This window comes from Streptomyces sp. ActVer (assembly GCF_027270795.1).
Classification (GTDB): domain Bacteria; phylum Actinomycetota; class Actinomycetes; order Streptomycetales; family Streptomycetaceae; genus Streptomyces; species Streptomyces umbrinus_A.
This window is the reverse complement of sequence record NZ_JAPWHT010000017.1, coordinates 18,351-33,965: the sequence shown is the minus strand read 5'-3', so window position 1 is coordinate 33,965 and position 15,615 is coordinate 18,351. Positions and strand designations below refer to the sequence as shown.

Sequence of the window (15,615 nt, the reverse complement as noted above, 5' to 3'; positions counted from 1 at the left end):
TGTCCGGAACGACACGCCCCATACAATTCCGGACATGAACACGGGCAGGACAACGGGTGTGGACACGGACATGGGCTCTGTCGCGCTGGCCGTCACCGACGGGATGCTGCACTTCGAACTGTCCGTGGCGTACGAGGTGTTCGACTCCGCGCCGGTCGGCGTGGCCGCTCCCTGGTACGACGTGTCCGTCTGCGGGTCGGCAGCCGTGCGGGTCGGACGGTTCCGGCTTGACCCCGACCACGGTCTCGACCAACTCCGCAGCGCCGACACCGTGATCGTCCCGGCCTGGGCGGACGTCGACGAGGACCCGCCCGCCGACCTGGTCGACGCGGTACGTGCCGCCCACGAGGCGGGCGCCCGCGTGGCCTCGCTCTGCACGGGCGCGTTCGTACTGGCCGCGGCCGGTCTGCTGGACGGGCGGCGCGCGACCACGCACTGGGCGCACACCGACGTCCTGGCCGCCCGCTACCCAGAGGTGGAGGTCGACCCGGACGTGCTCTACGTGGACAACGGCAGCGTGCTCACCTCCGCGGGCAAGGCCGCCGCGCTGGACCTGTGCCTGCACCTCGTGCGCCTCGACCGCGGCTCGTCGGTCGCCAACGCCGTCGCCCGCCGCCTGGTCGTGCCCCCGCACCGGGCAGGCGGCCAGGCCCAGTTCGTCGCCGCCCCGGTCCCCGCCCGGGACGACCACCCGCTCGCCGACCTGCTCCCCTGGGCCATCAACCGCCTCGACCACCCCTTGACCGTCGAGGACCTGGCCCGCCAGGCACGCATGAGCTCCCGCAACCTGGGCCGCCACTTCAGGTCGGCAACCGGCACCACCCCACTGCAATGGCTCCTGACCCAACGCATCCGCCGGGCCCAGGAACTCCTGGAAACCACCGACAACAGCATCGACACAATCGCCACAGCCACCGGAATGGGCACAGCCACCACCCTGCGCCGCCACTTCAACCGCACGATCGGAGTCCCCCCGGACACGTACCGCCGCACGTTCCGCACGGCGTCCCTGCCCGGCTCGACACGCTTCTGATCGGCCCTCCGCGCTACGCGGCACCAAGGTCACACCACACGTACTTGCCCCGGTCGGCGCCTCTGGCAAGCGGGTGCCAGCCCCAGACGTCGGCGCAGGCCTGGACGAGGGTCAGGCCTCGGCCTGTCTCCGCGTCCAGGGAGTCCTGGCCCAACGCCGGTGCGGGGTCAGGGGGTTCGGGGTTCGCGTCCCACGCTCCGATACGGAGGACTCCGTCGCGCCAGCGGAGGCGTAGGGCGGCGGGGCCCTTTGTATGGCGTACGGCGTTTGAGATCAGCTCCGTTGCGAGGAGTTCGGCGACGTCCGTGAGGCGGATCAGACCGTGGATCGTGAGGATCAGGCGGAGGGTTCGGCGGCAGACCGTCACCGCGCGGGGGTCGTGGGGGATGTGGAGCGTGTACTCCCATGGCTCGATGGCGTTTTGCGGCATGCGTGAACTCCGTTTCGCGAGTGAGGGGTTGAGGTGGGGGAAGGTGGCATGCCGCAGCCGTCGTGGCAGGACGGAGCGGTGCGCTTCCAGGCCCCGTTGATTTCACAGAGTGCGCGTCGCATCACTGACGGTATGGGTAAAATTTGGTGCCACGCAAGCCGCAGTCGAAGTCTGCCCCTCGAACGAGTCACTGCCTCATGACAGTTGGGGCAAGGAGGAAGCCATGCCGCGTAGACGGCAGCCCACCGCACGCCAGGAACGCCTGGGCACTGAACTGCGGAAACTACGCGAAGCCGCAGGGCTCAAGGCACGCGAAGCCGCCACGCTGATCGGCTCCGACTCTGCGCAGATGAGCCAGATGGAGTCCGGGATCGGGGGTGTGAGCGAACAGCGCCTGCGCAGGCTTGCCGCTCATTACTCCTGTACGGACACGGAGTTGATCGAGTCGCTGGTGGTGATGGCGGGCGATCGGACGCGCGGCTGGTGGGAGGAGTACCGGGGCCTGCTGCCCACACCGTTCCTGGACATCGCCGAGCTGGAACACCACGCCGTGCAACGGCACGATGTGGAGTCCCTGTACGTCCCAGGACTTCTTCAGACAGAGGACTACGCCCGAGCCGTCTTCTCATACCGGGTCCCTGAACTCCCTTCATACGAGACGGAGTTGCGAGTTCGCCACCGGATGGAGCGCAAGCTCGTTGTCGAGGGCCCCGCCCCCATCCCGTACGAAGCGGTGATCCATGAAGCCGCGCTGCGCATCAGGGTCGGCGATCGCGCCGCCTCACGGGCGCAGCTGAAGCGCGTCCTGGAACTCTCCGAAGCAGACCACATCACTGTGCGGGTCGTCCCCTTCGACCTGGACGGCTTCGCCGGAGCCTGGAGCACCATGATGTACGCGGCCGGAACCGTGCCCGAACTGGACACGGTCGTACGCGATGCACCTCACGGCGTTGCCTTCATCGACTCCAAAGCCCAGCTCAGCGCCTTTCGAACGCTTTTCCGTAAAGTGAAGGCTGCGTCACTCGAACCCGAACGGTCGCGTGACTTCATCCACAGGCTCACGAAGGAACTGTGAGGCGCACCATGACCACGCCCCAGAACTGGCAGAAGTCGTCGTTCTCCGGCGGCGGCGATGGCAACAACTGCGTCGAACTCGCCTCGACCTCCCGCACCATCCATCTCCGCGAGAGCGACGACCCCTCCATACAGCTCGTCACCACTCCTACGCCCCTATCCCATCTCCTCCACGGCATACGCTCCGGCAGCCTCGGCGGCGTATAAAAGTGGGCCCGGGACGCCAAGTCCCGGGCCACTCACGTGCCTTCAGAAGGGCAAGGTCAGGAAAGAACCCCCGCGCCCGTCGTCTTCAGCAGCTCCGCCGGCAGGCCGCTCGCCGAGGTCTGGAGGCCTGCCGTCAGGGTCGGCTTCCAGTTGACCGTCGTCTTGAGCTTCTTCGAGTTCGCCGCGTTGTACGCGGCGACGATGTCCGTGGACTTGCCGTTGACGAGGTTGCCGGTGCCGGCGACCGAGCCCGTGCCGTCGCCGCTCAGGAGCTTGGCGACCTTCGCGCCGGACGGGAGCGTCCAGGAGTTGTGCTCCGCCACCACCTGGGCCTTGGCCCGGGAGTCGAGGCTGTACTTGGGGGCGTAGCCGTTGAGGGTCGTCGTGTCGTAGACGTTGTTGTAGAGGTGGATCTGGCCGATGCGGGCCAGCGGGGCGCGCTGGGTGATGCCCTTCCACACGTTGTGGTGGATGGAGACGCGCAGCTTGCCGACGCTGTCGGTGTCGCTGCTGCCGATCAGCATCGTCTTGTCGTGGTTGGTGAACTGGTTGCGCTCGACGGTCACCAGGTCCGAGCCGTTGGTGATGTCGAGGGCGCCGTCGTGGATCTGGTACTTGCGGCCGAAGTACGTCTTCTCGGACTTGTCGAAGAACGGCGCGTCGCTGAACGTGTTGTGGTCCGCCCAGACGTGGGTCGCGCCGCGCAGCGTCACCGAGTCGTAGTTGGAGTTCCACTCACCCGAGGAACCGTCCGTCGGGTCCCACTGCGGGAAGCAGTCCTCGGTGGCCGTGAGCGAGAGGTTGCGGATGATGACGTTGTCGACGTCCTGCACCTGCAGACTCCCGCCGGTGATCCCGGCCTTGGTGCCCGGGACGCCGACGACGGTGGTGTTGGCCGGGACCCGGAAGACGATGTTCTTCTTCTGCTTGGTCTGGGCCGCCGCGCGGGCCTTCTCCTGCGTGCCCGCGGGCGCCTTCTTGCCGTACGTGGCCGGGTCGAACGCCTTCAGGTACGCGGACAGCGAATAGCCCGTGCCGGAGGCGTAGTCGGCGCAGGTCAGCTTCCTGCCCGCGTCGTCCGTGTTGGCGTCGATCGTGCCCTTGATCTTGATGATCTTCGGGGTGGAGTCGGTGGCCGAGCCGAGCGCCTTCACCAGCTGGGCGCGGGTGCTGACCGTGAAGGTGTGCGCGGCGTCGGCCTTCGAACCGCCGGTCGTGCCCGAACCGGACGCCGCCCAGCCGTCCTTGGCGGGCAGGGCCTGGTGCGCCAGGTCGACGACACCCGCGTTCGCGTTCATCACGAAGGGGACGGCGCCGAGACCCGCGGCCGCCACGGCAGCGGCGGAGAGAAGAGCGGTGCGCCGCTTGCGGAGGGACCTGCGGTGGGAGGGGGATGCCACGGATGAGTCCTTACGTGGTTCTTGTGGGGCTCGTGCGTTGTGTGGAGCCCGTGTGAACGGGGTTCGACTCATCTGTGGTCGCGGCGGCCGGAAAGGTTGCCCTCTTTCCTGACAGCGCGTTTCAGGCCCTCCTCCAGGGCACCCCTCACGTCCTTCTCAGGGCGCCCTCAGGACACGGCCGGCCCCGTGACGAACCGTCCATTGGAGTCGTACGGCCAGACGTTGGGCTTGCAGCCGAGCATCCCCTTGATCTGCTGCATCATCGCCGGGGCCGGTTTGCCCGCTCCGGGGCACGTCACATGGCCGTGGCCGAGGAAGTGGCCGACCTCGTGGTTGATGATCAGCGCGCGGTACGCGTCCACGTCGGCGGCGTAGACCGGCGTCGCCAGCAGCCACCGCTTGAGGTTGACGACAACGTCCTTGCCCACGTTGCAGTTGACCTCGCCGCGCGTGTTCAGGCCGTACCTGCCGCAGATGGCGTCCACCGTTCCCGGCGTGGCGAGCCGTACGACGAAGTCGGACGTACCGCCGGAGACGCGACGGAAACCCGACCGGCCGTCGGCCGTCCAGCCGCGCGGGTCGGCGAGTATGCCCTCCACCTGCTTGGCGACATCGGCCGCCGACTGCTTGAGGCCGTCCTCGACGACGACCTTGTAGCTCAGGACCCGGCTGCCCTTCCCGACGGTCCCGCTCCCGCCGCCGGCGGTGGCGAACGTGCCGGGACCCGAGGCCGGGATCTCGGGCGCGGAGGAGGACGAGGAGGCGGAGGGGCTGCCCTTCCCGGACGGCTCGGCGTCGGCCTTCCCACCGGCCTTCTCGTCGGGCTTCCCACTCGCCTCGGCCGACTCCGTCCCGCCGCTCGGTTCCGGTGTCGGGTCCGGCGACGGAACGGACGGCGACGAGGAGGCGGATCCGTCGGCGGCGTCGGAGGACGAGGACGTCGTCCAGTTCACGGCCACAGCGGCGGCGATCACCAACGCGACCACCGCCGCCAGGCCGCCGAGTAACGGGCCCTTGCTCTTCCGGCCACGCCCGCCGGACCCCCCGCCGGACCGCCCCGGACCACCGGATTGCGCGGAACCTCTGCGACGACGCCGGGACGGTCGGGAGGCGGAGGACCCCCTGGTCGAGGACGGCTTCGTGCGGCGGGCAGTCGTGTTCATGGTCATCAAGAGTGAGTACGGCATGTGATGGGATATCGCTCAGCGGATAACGAAGAGATAACGGTCGATCACCCGTCCGGCCTATGTGATCGTCCCGTAACAGTTCCCCCACCGACGCCGGTACCTGCCTCAACTCCCCCGAGCCGTACGGATACTGAGCACATGCCACGCGTCCTGCTGATCGAAGACGACCGCGCCGTTCGGGAGGGCGTCCGGCTCGCACTGCGCCGTCAGGGGCACGACGTCACCGCCGCCGGGACCGGCGAGGAGGGGCTGGCCCTGCTGCGGTCCTTCCGGCCGGACGTCGTCGTGCTCGACCTGATGCTGCCCGGCCTCAGCGGTCTTGAGGTGTGCCGCCGGATCCGTACCGAGGACCAGGTGCCGATCGTCATGGCGACCGCCCGGGGCGACGACACGGACATCGTGGTCGGGCTTGAGGCCGGGGCGGACGACTACGTCGTCAAGCCGGTGCAGGCACGCGTACTCGAAGCCCGTATCCGCGCGGTCCTGCGCCGGGTCGGCGGCACGCCCAACCCCGGCGGCATACCGAAGATCGAGAGCCACGGCGACGACGGCGAACTGACCATCGACCGGGCCGGGTTGGCCATCACCCGGCGGGGTGTGCCGGTCGCCCTCGCCCCTTCCGAACTGCGGCTCCTGCTGACCCTCTCCGCCTCGCCCGGCCAGGTGTTCTCCCGGCAGCAGTTGCTGGAGGCGGTCTGGGAGCACAGCTACCACGGCGACTCCCGGCTGGTGGACGCGTGCGTCAAGCGGCTGCGCACCAAGATGGGCGAGCCCGCGGGCCGGCCCCGCTACATCCAGACCGTCCGCGGCTTCGGCTACCGGTTCCAGTCCCGGTGAGCGACACCTGGATGCGCGGGTGGGCCGGGGACGGCGGCCGGATGCGCGGGTGGAGCGTGGACGGTGGCCGTACGCGCGGGTGGGCCGGTCATGAACGGGTGACCCGGTGAAGCGACCGCTGCGCGGGCTGCGTGGGCGGCTGCTCATCGCCTTCGTGCTGCTCACCGTCGTCGCCACCCTCACCACCGGCGCCCTCACCTTCCGGGAGGCCCGCATCGCCGTGCTCCAGCAGAGCCAGGACACCGTCATCAAACGGCTGCGGGCACACGTCGACGGCCTGGCGCCCGGCATCGCCTACCCTCCGGCCCAGAGCGACCTGGAGTGGGTCGCGCAGGAGGTGGCCGCCGCCGAACCGGCGCAGAACTGGCGGGTGTTGGCCACCTATCGCGGTCTGCGGGCCACCTCCAGACCACAGGACACGTTCACCGAGCTGTCGGCCGACATGCGGTCGGCCGTGGGCTCCCGGCGGGCCGCCGTCTTCCAGCGGGTGCGGACGGACGGCCGCTCCTCGCTCGTCGTCGGCCTGCCGGTCACCTTCAGCGAGCCCGCCGAACGCCCCGCGTCCGGGGTCGCGGTATTCCTGACCGTGCCGCAGACCGGCGAACAGGGGTACGTCGACGCCCTGGTCACCGCCATCGGACGCGCCGTCGTGCCCGCCCTCGGCCTCGCCGTCCTGCTCGCCCTGCTGGCCGCCCGCGGAGTGCTGCGCCCGGTACGCGAACTGCGCCGCGCCACCCGGAGCATCGCCGAGGGACATCTGGACACCCGGCTCGCCGTCAACGGCTCCGACGAACTCGCCGACCTGTCGCACACGTTCAACGAGACCGCCGCCGCCCTTGAGGAGTCCGTGGCCGAGCTGCGCCGCATGGAGGCCCGCGCCCGCCGTTTCGTCGCGGACGTCTCGCACGAACTGCGCACCCCGCTCGCCGCGATGGCGGCCGTCACCGACGTCCTGGACGAGGACGCGGCCCGGCTCGACCCGGACACCGCCATGGCCGTACGGCTCATCAGCGGCGAGACCGTGAAGCTGGCCAGGCTCGTGGGCGACCTGATGGAGATCTCCCGCTTCGACGCGGGCGCGGCGGGCCTGCAACTGGACGACCTCGACCTCGCGGAGTCCCTGCGGCGCACCCTGGCCGCCCGCGGCTGGCAGGACACGGTGGACACGCGGCTACCCGGACCCGGCGAACTGCGCGGCCGGGTCGACCCGCGCCGCCTCGACGTGGCCGTCGCCAACCTGGTCGGCAACGCGCTGCGGCACGGCGCACGCCCCGTACAACTGCGTCTGTACGCACGGGAGATGCCGGATGCCGCCGACGACAGGGTGTGGGCCGTCATCGAGGTGACGGACAGGGGGCCCGGCATTCCGGCGGACGTCCTGCCGCACGTCTTCGACCGCTTCTACAAGTCGGACACCGCCAGGACCCGGTCGGAGGGCAGCGGCCTCGGACTCTCGATCGCGGTGGAGAACGTCCGGCTGCACGGCGGTACGGTCCGGGCGGCGAACCGGGCGGAGGGCGGCGGGGCGGTGTTCACGGTCGAGATCCCCCTGGGCCAGGAGGAAAAAGAGGAAGAGGAGAAAGAAGAAGAGAAAGAGGAAGGGGTACGAGAGATATGAGGCCGCTGCTCACGAGGCGCGGTCGGCGGGCGGCGCGGTCCGGGCTTTCGCTCACGGCCGCCGCGTTGCTGCTCTCGTCCTGCGGGATTCCCTCGACCGGTGTGGTGGAGGCGGGTGAGGCGGCCACCGGCATACGGCCCGCCTATGTCCTCTACTTCGTCAGGCAGGACACGCTGCTCGGCGTCCGCAGCCAGGTCCCCGGCACCTTCGACATCGGAACGGCGGTGGAACTGCTGTTCCGGGGGCCGGACGCCATCCTCGGCCGCAAGGGCCTGACCACGGAACTTCCGCCGCTGGCGTCCACACCGACCGTCCGGACGGACGGGGCGCGGGTGTCGGTCGGACTGCCCCGGGGCACCGAGCCCCTGACCAGGACGGCCCTCTCTCAACTGACGTGCACGATCGCCAACGCCCGCCTCGTCGTGTCCGCGGGCTCCGGCGGCGGGGGCGACACGGCGTCGTCGACGAAGGTGACCGTGACGATCCCCGGCGCCGGACAGGCCGAGGGCTCCGGCGATACGTGCCCCGGATCCGCGACGGCGGAGTGACCGGGCAACCGGCCCCGGAGGCCCGGGGTGCCGCGCGCGCCCGGCTGCAGCCCTGCGCGCGCGGCGAACCAGGAAGGTGTCAGGAATTCGGCTGAACCGGCGCCACGAGGTCACCCTTCTCACGGGTGGTGTTCGTGACGTTGTCGTCGTCCGGGGTGGTCAGCTTCTCCCAGCCCTCGTCCCAGATGAACTCGTCGTCGGCCCTGTTGCCGTGCGTCTCGTAGACGCGGCCCTTCGTGGTCAACACCTTGATCCAGGCGTCGTTCCCGACGGTCGAGACACTGATGGAGATGGAGCAGGCGTTCTTGGGGAAGTTGCTCTCGTCACTGATCTCGTCCCAGTTGTACTCGCCGAGCGGGGACTGGTCCCGAAGGCCGGCGTATGCCTTGCCGCCACTCAGCACGGCGCTGAGCTCCATACCGCGCAGGGGGTTCATGATCGAGTCGATGTCCGAGCACTCTTGCTTGTCGCGGTCCCGCTTCTCGCACTGTTCGTGACCCGGTCCGGGGGGCGTCTGGGCCTTCCCCTCCGGCTGGTACTTGTCTTGGCGCCCGTTCTCCTTCTTGCAGTCTTCGTTCGACGGGCCGGCCACGACGCTGTCGGCGGCCGGGGTGACCGAGGCCGATGCGGGAGTCGCGACGCCCGCGAACATGAGAGCGAGCGAGGCAACAGCCCCGCCGGTCAGCCACGCGCCACGGGCGGCGAGGGGGCTCAGGGAGGACCTTGTCCTGAGTTCAGGACTCATGCATTGCTCCTTTGATCCGAAGGTACAGATGTGCGAGTGCACCGGAAGCGAGTTCGAGCTTCCTCTGCAAACATCGGGTCGCGGACGCAACGACTGAAGGACTCCCCCGTACGATCAACACATCAGCCGACACGCGAAACTCCAATGGGTTCCTGCGCGAAAGCGAATCGGAAACCGGACACCCGGCAAGCCGCAGCAAGGCGGACGGGGTCGCGTACGGACGGTCTCCCGGGTCGAGTCGCCAGGAGTGGTGTTGCCGTGAAGCCGCCGATCTGCCTCGGCGCGATCGTCAGGCACAACCGTCGAAAACGAGCCGAACACGACGAACGTCTCGAACACACCTCGCATCCGCCCGGAGTCGGACCGGAGTCCGAGGACTGTTACGGTGGCCCCGCCTGTGGCATGTCCACGATTCATCCGTATGGTTTCGCCATGGCAGTCCCCGAGGTCATCCCGATCGCCTACGAGCCGCGCCACCGCACCGAGGCCATCGGTCACTACGCGGAGGGGCAGTTCCTTGGGTCGATCACGTACGCGTTCCCCGAGGGGTACCGGCCGGACGACGGCTGGGAAGAGCACAAACGTCTCTACGCGGTGCTCCACACCTTCGACGCCGAGGGCCGTTACCGGGACTCGGACATCTGGTGTGCCGGCACGTGGGCCGAGCAGCAGCGCGCCCCGGAGGGCCAGTACGCCCAGGACACGGTCCTCGCCCGGGCCCAGGCCCACCTGGCCAAACTCCTCAGGAGCCTCCCCCGGCGCCGGTACACCGACATCGCGGTCCGCCCCTTCAGGCTCACCGTCGACGGCGTGCTGTTCGGCATGCTGACCGGCGAGGACGAAGGGGAGCCCTGGGCCGAGCTCTACCCGGACCGGCTGGGCTTCGGCCCACCCTGGGACGGGCTGTACGAGACGTGATCCGGCGCCGCCGCTCCGCTGCGGGTTCGACCGGTCCGCCGGACAGGCTGCCCTGCCCCGGCCCTAGCTCATCTGCGCCTTGACGTGGTCGATGACCTCGTTGAACTCCTTCGTCGGCGAGAAGTCGACGTACTCGCAGTCCTCAAGCGCCTCCGGTACGTGGCCGGGCGCCCAGTAGAAGGCCTGCCCCGCCTCGTAGACCTCGCTCCCTGCCTTGGTGCGCATCCTGAGCCGCCCCTTGAGGAGGTATCCCCAGTGGGGGCACTGGCACTGGTCGTCGGGCAGGCCCTTCACCGCCGGTGCCATGTCCGTGCCCCCGGGGAGGCTCGCGAAGGCGACGCTCATACCGCCGCCCACTTCCCGCATGCGCAGTTCCACACCGTTGCCCTCGATCGCAAGGGGTGTGTCGTTCCGCGTGGTTGCCGTCATGATTCCTCCATGGCCGGTCCGCTGCGGGGTCTCGGGGTCCGCGTCTCGGGAATCTCCGCTCATGGGATTCTCGGCGTCTCGGGAATCTCCGCCTCCTTCCAGTCTGGCCCCGGGGCCCACGGTGTGCGACAGCTCGCCTATCGCCGGCCGCTCCCGAAGCCTCCCTCCGGTGCCTCGCCCGCCGTCACCGTGGCGATGCGCTCGGCCGAGCCCAGGGTGCCCGAGGACGCCAGACCTCCCCTACCCGTACCGGACTTCGTGCCGCCCGAGTGGATCTCGTACTCCTCGCCGCTCTTCACCGCGGAGGACGAGTACACGACGTTCTGGATCGACTTCGAGGTGCCGTACGTGGCGACGACCTTGCCGTCGGAGTCGACGACATGGAAGGTCGTGCCGGCCGGGACCGACGAGTCGAGGGTGGCGGAGAGCCAGCCCTGTTCGGAGTCGGTGGACGGGGTGACGGCCATGCCCGCGCTGCCGGCGGCCAGCAGGACTCCGCCGCTGATGCCGAAGTCGCCGTTGACGACGACCGTGCCGCCGGTGATCTCGGCGGTGCCGTTGGAGTCGAGGCCGTCGCCCTCGGAGTCGACGACCAGGGTGCCGCCGCTGACGGTGAGCTTGTACTCACCGACGCTCTCACCGCCGCCTCCGCCACCCGGACCTCCGCCGAAGCCGCCACCGCCTCCGCCCCCTCCTCCGCCACTGCCCGAGGAACTGGTACCGCCCGCCGCGTTGATCCCGTCGTCACTGGAGCGGATGTCCACCGTGCCGCCGTTCACGGAGATGTCGGCGCCCTCGATGCCCTCGACGGCGGACGTGACCTTCAACGTCCCCTTGTCGACGGTCAGATCGCCCTCCGCAGCGGTTGCGCCGACCTCGCCGAAACGCCCGACTGCTGACACCCTCACCGGAATCGGACGCGGGCAGTTCGCCGATGCGAGCCTCGGTGCTGCCGGTCTGTGGACAGACCCGGACCGCGTCCGCCTCATCCCCCTCTTCCACGGTCGCGGCCAGAGGGTGGGTGTCCGGATGGGTCGGGCACTGCGGCCAGACCGCCGGCTTGCCCGTCCCCCACAGAGCCTCCACCGCCCACTCCTGAACCTGGTCCGCGACGTGGGCGAGCAGCATGGCGGGCCTGCCGTCCGGCTCCGCGTACACGCCCCGGCCCGAGCCGTCGGGGCCGTAGAGCATGACCCCGCGAAACTCGTCGTCCTCCTTGCGGATGTCCGGCTGTACGGGGCATTGCGCGCGCAGGTCTCGCAGGACGGTTTTGAGGGCGTACGTGAATTCCTCGTCGTCGTCCACGGTCAGGGACGGTTCGCCCGGAGGTGGTGGAGTAGGGCGGCGAGGCCGGTGGGGGTGGCGGAGAGTATTCGGGCGGGGTCATCGCTTTCACGGAGGAGCAACAAGCCGTCTCCGGGGGCGAGTTCAACGCACTCATTGCCGTCTCCGCCACCGGAGAATGAGGACTTCTGCCACTGGATCACGGCTCACAGCTCCTTCGTCAGTCGGCTGATGTAGTCCCGAGACTGGGCAGGCGTCAGGGCTGCCGACTCCACCCTACGGAAGAGCGTTCGCATGGCCAGCAGTCGAGCAGAGGCGTCCAGGAACATCGAGCCGTACGGGGCGTCCCGCTGCACGGTGTCCAGCGCCGGTACCCGCCCACCGGCGTAGAGCATCATCGCGCCCGCCCCGGCAAACCCATCGGCGTCGAACGGGATCACCCGCACGCTTACGTTCGACCGCTCCGACTGGCTGAGCAACTCGTCGAGTTGAGCACGGGCACCCCGGCGATCGGCAACGCGCGTGCGCAGTACGGACTCGTGGAGCACCGCCTCGTAGGGGGCTCCGGAGAGGATCTGTCGGCGGCGCATCCGGTGCTCCACACGCAACTCCACCTCGTTCTCGGGAAGTTCCGGCACCACGTACGCAAACACCGCCCGCGCATACTCCTCGGTCTGAAGCAGTCCAGGCACGTGGACGGTACCGACCACCCGCATGAAGGTGGCGTGGTGTTCCAGCTCCGCCAAGTCCTGAAAGACGGCGGGCAGCACACCTCGGTACTCCTCCCACCAACCGCGCGTACGGTCTGTCGCCATCTCCACCAGGGCGTCGATCAACTCGGTGTCGGAGCAGTCGTACTGCACCCCGAGCTTGCGCACGCGCTCTCCGCTGACTCCCGCGTTGCCCGCTTCGATCTGACTCATCTGAGCCGGGTTGGTCCCCAGCAACGCGGCCGCCTGCCGGGAGGTCAGCCCCGCCGCCTCCCGCAATTTCCGCAGCTCAGCACCGAGGCGTACTTGCCGAGCAGTCGGCTGAATCCTCGCGGGCACACTGCCCCCACTTCCTGAACAACACGGTCCTCGGACGGGGTTGAACGTCCCCGATCGGGTGTCAGGCTACGCGAACGACTTGCCTGGGCGAAACATTTGGCCCTACCGTCAGTGACGCAACGCACACGATGCGGAACCCCGGGACCCCGGAAGCGCACCGCCCCGCCATGCCACGACGGGAGCGACACAGCCACCGCCCGACAGCCGCCGCGCACTCCATCTCACTTACCACGAACCGGAGTTGACGCATGTCCGAAGCCGTCGAAGAACCATTGGAGTACACCCTCCACATCCCCAACGACCTCCGGGCCGTCACGATCTGCCGCCGCACCCTCCGTCTGATCCTCACCGCCCACGGCCTTCCCCACTTCACGGAGGCCGCCGAGCTCCTGGCGACCGAGTTGATCACCAACGCCGTGCAGCACACGAAGGGCCCTGCCGCCATACGGCTCCGCGTCTCCGCCGGAGCCCTGCGCATCGGCGTGTGGGACTCGGACCCCACCCCGCCGAGGCCGTCACAAGGCACCGCACCGGACGCCGAGCACGGCCGCGGTCTGGCCCTCGTCCACACCTGCGCGGACATCTGGGGCTGGACGCTCCAGCGGGACGCAAGGAGCAGCGGTGAGCCCGGCAAGTACGTCTGGTGCGAGCTCACCCCGGCTGCGTGAACGTCCGCCTGGGCACCCGTTGGAATGTTATGTAGATTGAATCTACGTAGATTGAATCTACGTAGATTCCCTGTCCGGGAGGCGCCCCATGCCCACACCCTTCGTAGGCCGTCAGGCGGAGCTGGCTCTCCTCCGCAAGCGCCTCGACCGTGTCACCGCCGGCGGCGCGGGCGCTGCCCTTGCAATGAGGGGGCGGCGGCAGGTCGGAAAGTCGCGGCTCGTGCAGGAGTTCTGTGACAGGGCGCGGCGGCCGTATGTCTTCTTCACCGCGACCAAGGGGGCCTCCCCGGTGGAGGGCATCGCCGCGTTCATGGCCGAGCTGCGGGAGTCCTCTCTCCCGGCCGAACCTGACCTCGTACCGGCGAGCGCGCCGACCAACTGGCCCGACGCCTTTCGCGCGCTCGCGGCCGTGCTGCCCGAATCCCCCAGCATCGTCGTCCTCGACGAACTGCCCTGGCTCGCCGAGCAGGACCCCGTGTTCGACGGGGCGCTGCAGACCGCCTGGGACCGGCTGATGGCCAACCGGCCCGTGCTCCTGTTGCTGCTCGGCAGTGATCTCCACATGATGGAACGCTTCACGGCGTACGACCGGCCCTTCTACGGACGGGCCGACAACCTGGTTCTCGGTCCGCTCAACCCGGCCGAGACCGGGGACGCGCTGGGGCTGGACGCGGCGGACGCCATCGACGCGCACCTCGTCTCCGGCGGGCTGCCGGGGATTCTGCGCGCCTGGCCGCACGGCACCCCGGCTCTCGACTTCATCGAGGCCGAGTGCGCCGATCCCGCCTCACCGCTCTTCGGGGTCCCCGAGGCTGCCCTCATGGCCGAGTTCCCCGCCCCCGACCAGTCCCGCCGGGTACTGGAGGCCGTGGGAAGCGGCGACCGTACGCACGCCACCATCGCGGCGACGGCCGGGAGCCAGAGTGGAGCGCTGCCCTCCGGAATACTGTCCCCCCTGCTGCGGCGGCTCACCGAGGAGAAGCGTGTCCTCGCCGCCGACACCCCGCTCTCCACACGCCCCGGCAAACCCGCCCTCTATCGCGTGGCCGACAGCAACCTTCGTCTGTATCTGGCCGCGATGCGTTCCGCTCAGGAGCTGTCGAGGCGAGGCAGGTCCGAGGCCGCGTACGGGCTCGTCCAGCGACGATGGGCATCCTGGCGGGGGCGGGCCGTCGAACCGCTGATCCGCGAGGCACTGGAACTGGCCGCCGCCTCAGGTGACTTCCCCTGGCCGGACACCGAGTTCGTGGGCGGCTGGTGGAACCGGCAGTTCTCCCCTGAGATCGATCTGGTCGGCGCGGACCGTGCCCCCGTCGCGGGCACCCTCTGCTTCGCGGGCTCCGTGAAGTGGCTGGCCTCGCCGTTCGACCAGCACGACCTGACCGCGCTGCGGACGGGCGCCGCCCAGGTTCCCGGCTTCACTCCGGGCTCCACGGGGCTGGCCGTGGTGTCCCTGTCGGGGGCGACCGGCCCCGTGGACGGAAGCGGGACGGGGGGCGGGGTCGAGCTGGTGTGGGGCCCGCGGGACGTGATCTCCGCCTGGTCCTGAGAGCGGAACGTCAGCGTCGCCTCACCAGGTCCGGACTGGATGTCGTTACTGGATCTCGTTACGGGATCCGGTTACGTCCGGACGTGATCTCTTTGGTGTCGGCGTTGGCCCGGAGACGGCATCCCCACGGACGGCAGGCCCGAGGGCGGGGCGATGCCCAGCGCCGTGCGCGCCGCCCGGACATGGTGCATGCCCTCCAGGGCCGTGCGCGTCACCACCGCGTACTCGGCGGGGGTACGGGCGCTGGCGAGTTGGTGGCGGGCGGTGCGGTGGCGTTCGGCGGCGGCCGAGAGTTCGCGGGCCGCGGTCCGGTCGGCACGCGCGCCCGCGGTGAAGGCGGACAGGCTGCCGCCCAGCCGGACCACCCAGCGGTTGGCCTCGGCCTCCGCGTCCAGGTCGGACATGGCGCCCACGCCGTTCGACCGCCGCTGTACGACGACCGCGGCCACCGCCCCGACGATCAGCAGCAGTGCGAGCAGCACGGCGAATCCCATGATGTCCTCCGGTGGTCTCCTCCGGCGCTGCCGGTCTCCTGCGGGAGGCTCTCATCCCGCACAGCCCATGAGACTCCCTGCCGCTGTGCGTCTCCGACGAGAATCCTGTGTGCCACCTGATCAGGTGCCCACACATTGCGGATCC

Annotated in this window: 18 protein-coding genes; 9 read left to right on the top strand and 9 right to left on the bottom strand. The window is 69.5% G+C overall.

Annotated features, from left to right (window positions below; all coding sequences use genetic code 11):
* Positions 1-70: 70 nt before the first annotated feature.
* Positions 71-1,033 carry a helix-turn-helix domain-containing protein gene (locus O3Q52_RS05065; RefSeq protein WP_269647589.1) on the top strand — a complete coding sequence of 321 codons (963 nt, stop codon included), beginning with the start codon at positions 71-73 and terminating at the stop codon, positions 1,031-1,033.
* A 13-nt stretch (positions 1,034-1,046) separates the two neighbouring features.
* Here O3Q52_RS05065 and O3Q52_RS05060 read toward each other — a convergent pair whose 3' ends face one another.
* Complete coding sequence (locus tag O3Q52_RS05060; RefSeq protein WP_269647575.1) at positions 1,047-1,463, bottom strand: ATP-binding protein; 417 nt, start codon at positions 1,461-1,463, stop codon at positions 1,047-1,049.
* A gap of 223 nt (positions 1,464-1,686) precedes the next feature.
* Between O3Q52_RS05060 and O3Q52_RS05055 the strand changes: the two genes are divergently transcribed.
* Together O3Q52_RS05055 and O3Q52_RS05050 are read left to right on the top strand one after the other, a co-directional pair.
* Positions 1,687-2,538 carry a helix-turn-helix transcriptional regulator gene (locus tag O3Q52_RS05055; protein ID WP_269647574.1) on the top strand — a complete coding sequence of 284 codons (852 nt, stop codon included), beginning with the start codon at positions 1,687-1,689 and terminating at the stop codon, positions 2,536-2,538.
* A gap of 8 nt (positions 2,539-2,546) precedes the next feature.
* Positions 2,547-2,744 carry a DUF397 domain-containing protein gene (locus O3Q52_RS05050; protein WP_269647573.1) on the top strand — a complete coding sequence of 66 codons (198 nt, stop codon included), beginning with the start codon at positions 2,547-2,549 and terminating at the stop codon, positions 2,742-2,744.
* Between the two features lie 56 nt (positions 2,745-2,800).
* Here the strand turns inward: O3Q52_RS05050 and O3Q52_RS05045 are convergent, their stop codons facing one another.
* A complete protein-coding gene (locus O3Q52_RS05045; RefSeq protein ID WP_269647572.1) occupies positions 2,801-4,144 on the bottom strand; it encodes a polysaccharide lyase family 1 protein in 1,344 nt (447 codons plus the stop codon).
* A gap of 167 nt (positions 4,145-4,311) precedes the next feature.
* Entirely contained in the window at positions 4,312-5,130 is an 819-nt protein-coding gene (locus tag O3Q52_RS05040; RefSeq protein ID WP_269647571.1) for a DUF3152 domain-containing protein, read from the bottom strand.
* A gap of 339 nt (positions 5,131-5,469) precedes the next feature.
* Between O3Q52_RS05040 and O3Q52_RS05035 the strand changes: the two genes are divergently transcribed.
* The 3 genes from O3Q52_RS05035 to O3Q52_RS05025 all read left to right on the top strand — a co-directional run bounded on the left by O3Q52_RS05035 (position 5,470) and on the right by O3Q52_RS05025 (position 8,334).
* Entirely contained in the window at positions 5,470-6,168 is a 699-nt protein-coding gene (locus O3Q52_RS05035; protein WP_269647570.1) for a response regulator transcription factor, read from the top strand.
* Between the two features lie 106 nt (positions 6,169-6,274).
* Positions 6,275-7,786, top strand: a complete 1,512-nt coding sequence (locus O3Q52_RS05030; protein WP_269647569.1) for a HAMP domain-containing sensor histidine kinase — start codon at positions 6,275-6,277, stop codon at positions 7,784-7,786.
* On the top strand, positions 7,783-8,334 hold the full coding sequence (locus O3Q52_RS05025) for a hypothetical protein (RefSeq protein WP_269647568.1): 552 nt from the start codon (positions 7,783-7,785) through the stop codon (positions 8,332-8,334). The genes O3Q52_RS05030 and O3Q52_RS05025 overlap by 4 nt, the downstream gene beginning before the upstream one ends.
* 79 nt (positions 8,335-8,413) lie before the next feature.
* On the opposite strand, the gene O3Q52_RS05020 is transcribed toward O3Q52_RS05025, so the two are convergent.
* Positions 8,414-9,079 (bottom strand): hypothetical protein, encoded by a 666-nt coding sequence (locus tag O3Q52_RS05020; protein ID WP_269647567.1) that lies wholly within the window; start codon positions 9,077-9,079, stop codon positions 8,414-8,416.
* Positions 9,080-9,511: 432 nt separating this feature from the next.
* Between O3Q52_RS05020 and O3Q52_RS05015 the strand changes: the two genes are divergently transcribed.
* Positions 9,512-9,997, top strand: coding sequence for a hypothetical protein (locus O3Q52_RS05015; RefSeq protein WP_269647566.1), 486 nt, complete (start codon positions 9,512-9,514; stop codon positions 9,995-9,997).
* A 63-nt stretch (positions 9,998-10,060) separates the two neighbouring features.
* Here the strand turns inward: O3Q52_RS05015 and O3Q52_RS05010 are convergent, their stop codons facing one another.
* The 4 genes from O3Q52_RS05010 to O3Q52_RS04995 all read right to left on the bottom strand — a co-directional run bounded on the left by O3Q52_RS05010 (position 10,061) and on the right by O3Q52_RS04995 (position 12,759).
* Positions 10,061-10,426, bottom strand: a complete 366-nt coding sequence (locus O3Q52_RS05010) for a hypothetical protein (RefSeq protein ID WP_269647565.1) — start codon at positions 10,424-10,426, stop codon at positions 10,061-10,063.
* 137 nt (positions 10,427-10,563) lie between these two features.
* Positions 10,564-11,328 (bottom strand): hypothetical protein, encoded by a 765-nt coding sequence (locus O3Q52_RS05005; protein ID WP_269647564.1) that lies wholly within the window; start codon positions 11,326-11,328, stop codon positions 10,564-10,566.
* Positions 11,329-11,733: 405 nt separating this feature from the next.
* Entirely contained in the window at positions 11,734-11,913 is a 180-nt protein-coding gene (locus O3Q52_RS05000; protein ID WP_079053342.1) for a DUF397 domain-containing protein, read from the bottom strand.
* Between the two features lie 3 nt (positions 11,914-11,916).
* On the bottom strand, positions 11,917-12,759 hold the full coding sequence (locus O3Q52_RS04995; RefSeq protein WP_269647563.1) for a helix-turn-helix transcriptional regulator: 843 nt from the start codon (positions 12,757-12,759) through the stop codon (positions 11,917-11,919).
* 248 nt (positions 12,760-13,007) lie between these two features.
* Here O3Q52_RS04995 and O3Q52_RS04990 point away from each other — a divergent pair, with 248 nt between their 5' ends.
* Positions 13,008-13,427, top strand: coding sequence for an ATP-binding protein (locus O3Q52_RS04990; RefSeq protein WP_269647562.1), 420 nt, complete (start codon positions 13,008-13,010; stop codon positions 13,425-13,427).
* Positions 13,428-13,515: 88 nt separating this feature from the next.
* Positions 13,516-14,976 (top strand): ATP-binding protein, encoded by a 1,461-nt coding sequence (locus tag O3Q52_RS04985; RefSeq protein ID WP_269647561.1) that lies wholly within the window; start codon positions 13,516-13,518, stop codon positions 14,974-14,976.
* A 71-nt stretch (positions 14,977-15,047) separates the two neighbouring features.
* Here the strand turns inward: O3Q52_RS04985 and O3Q52_RS04980 are convergent, their stop codons facing one another.
* Positions 15,048-15,470, bottom strand: coding sequence for a hypothetical protein (locus O3Q52_RS04980; RefSeq protein ID WP_269647560.1), 423 nt, complete (start codon positions 15,468-15,470; stop codon positions 15,048-15,050).
* Positions 15,471-15,615 lie beyond the last annotated feature (145 nt).

Bases quoted from the DNA above. Each gene is read 5' to 3' on its own strand.
- O3Q52_RS05065 (WP_269647589.1), top strand. From the start codon at position 71: ATGGGCTCTGTCGCGCTGGCCGTCACCGACGGGATGCTGCACTTCGAA.
- O3Q52_RS05060 (WP_269647575.1), bottom strand. From the start codon at position 1,463: ATGCCGCAAAACGCCATCGAGCCATGGGAGTACACGCTCCACATCCCC.
- O3Q52_RS05055 (WP_269647574.1), top strand. From the start codon at position 1,687: ATGCCGCGTAGACGGCAGCCCACCGCACGCCAGGAACGCCTGGGCACT.
- O3Q52_RS05050 (WP_269647573.1), top strand. From the start codon at position 2,547: ATGACCACGCCCCAGAACTGGCAGAAGTCGTCGTTCTCCGGCGGCGGC.
- O3Q52_RS05035 (WP_269647570.1), top strand. From the start codon at position 5,470: ATGCCACGCGTCCTGCTGATCGAAGACGACCGCGCCGTTCGGGAGGGC.
- O3Q52_RS05025 (WP_269647568.1), top strand. From the start codon at position 7,783: ATGAGGCCGCTGCTCACGAGGCGCGGTCGGCGGGCGGCGCGGTCCGGG.
- O3Q52_RS05020 (WP_269647567.1), bottom strand. From the start codon at position 9,079: ATGAGTCCTGAACTCAGGACAAGGTCCTCCCTGAGCCCCCTCGCCGCC.
- O3Q52_RS05015 (WP_269647566.1), top strand. From the start codon at position 9,512: ATGGCAGTCCCCGAGGTCATCCCGATCGCCTACGAGCCGCGCCACCGC.
- O3Q52_RS05010 (WP_269647565.1), bottom strand. From the start codon at position 10,426: ATGACGGCAACCACGCGGAACGACACACCCCTTGCGATCGAGGGCAAC.
- O3Q52_RS04990 (WP_269647562.1), top strand. From the start codon at position 13,008: ATGTCCGAAGCCGTCGAAGAACCATTGGAGTACACCCTCCACATCCCC.
- O3Q52_RS04985 (WP_269647561.1), top strand. From the start codon at position 13,516: ATGCCCACACCCTTCGTAGGCCGTCAGGCGGAGCTGGCTCTCCTCCGC.
- O3Q52_RS04980 (WP_269647560.1), bottom strand. From the start codon at position 15,470: ATGGGATTCGCCGTGCTGCTCGCACTGCTGCTGATCGTCGGGGCGGTG.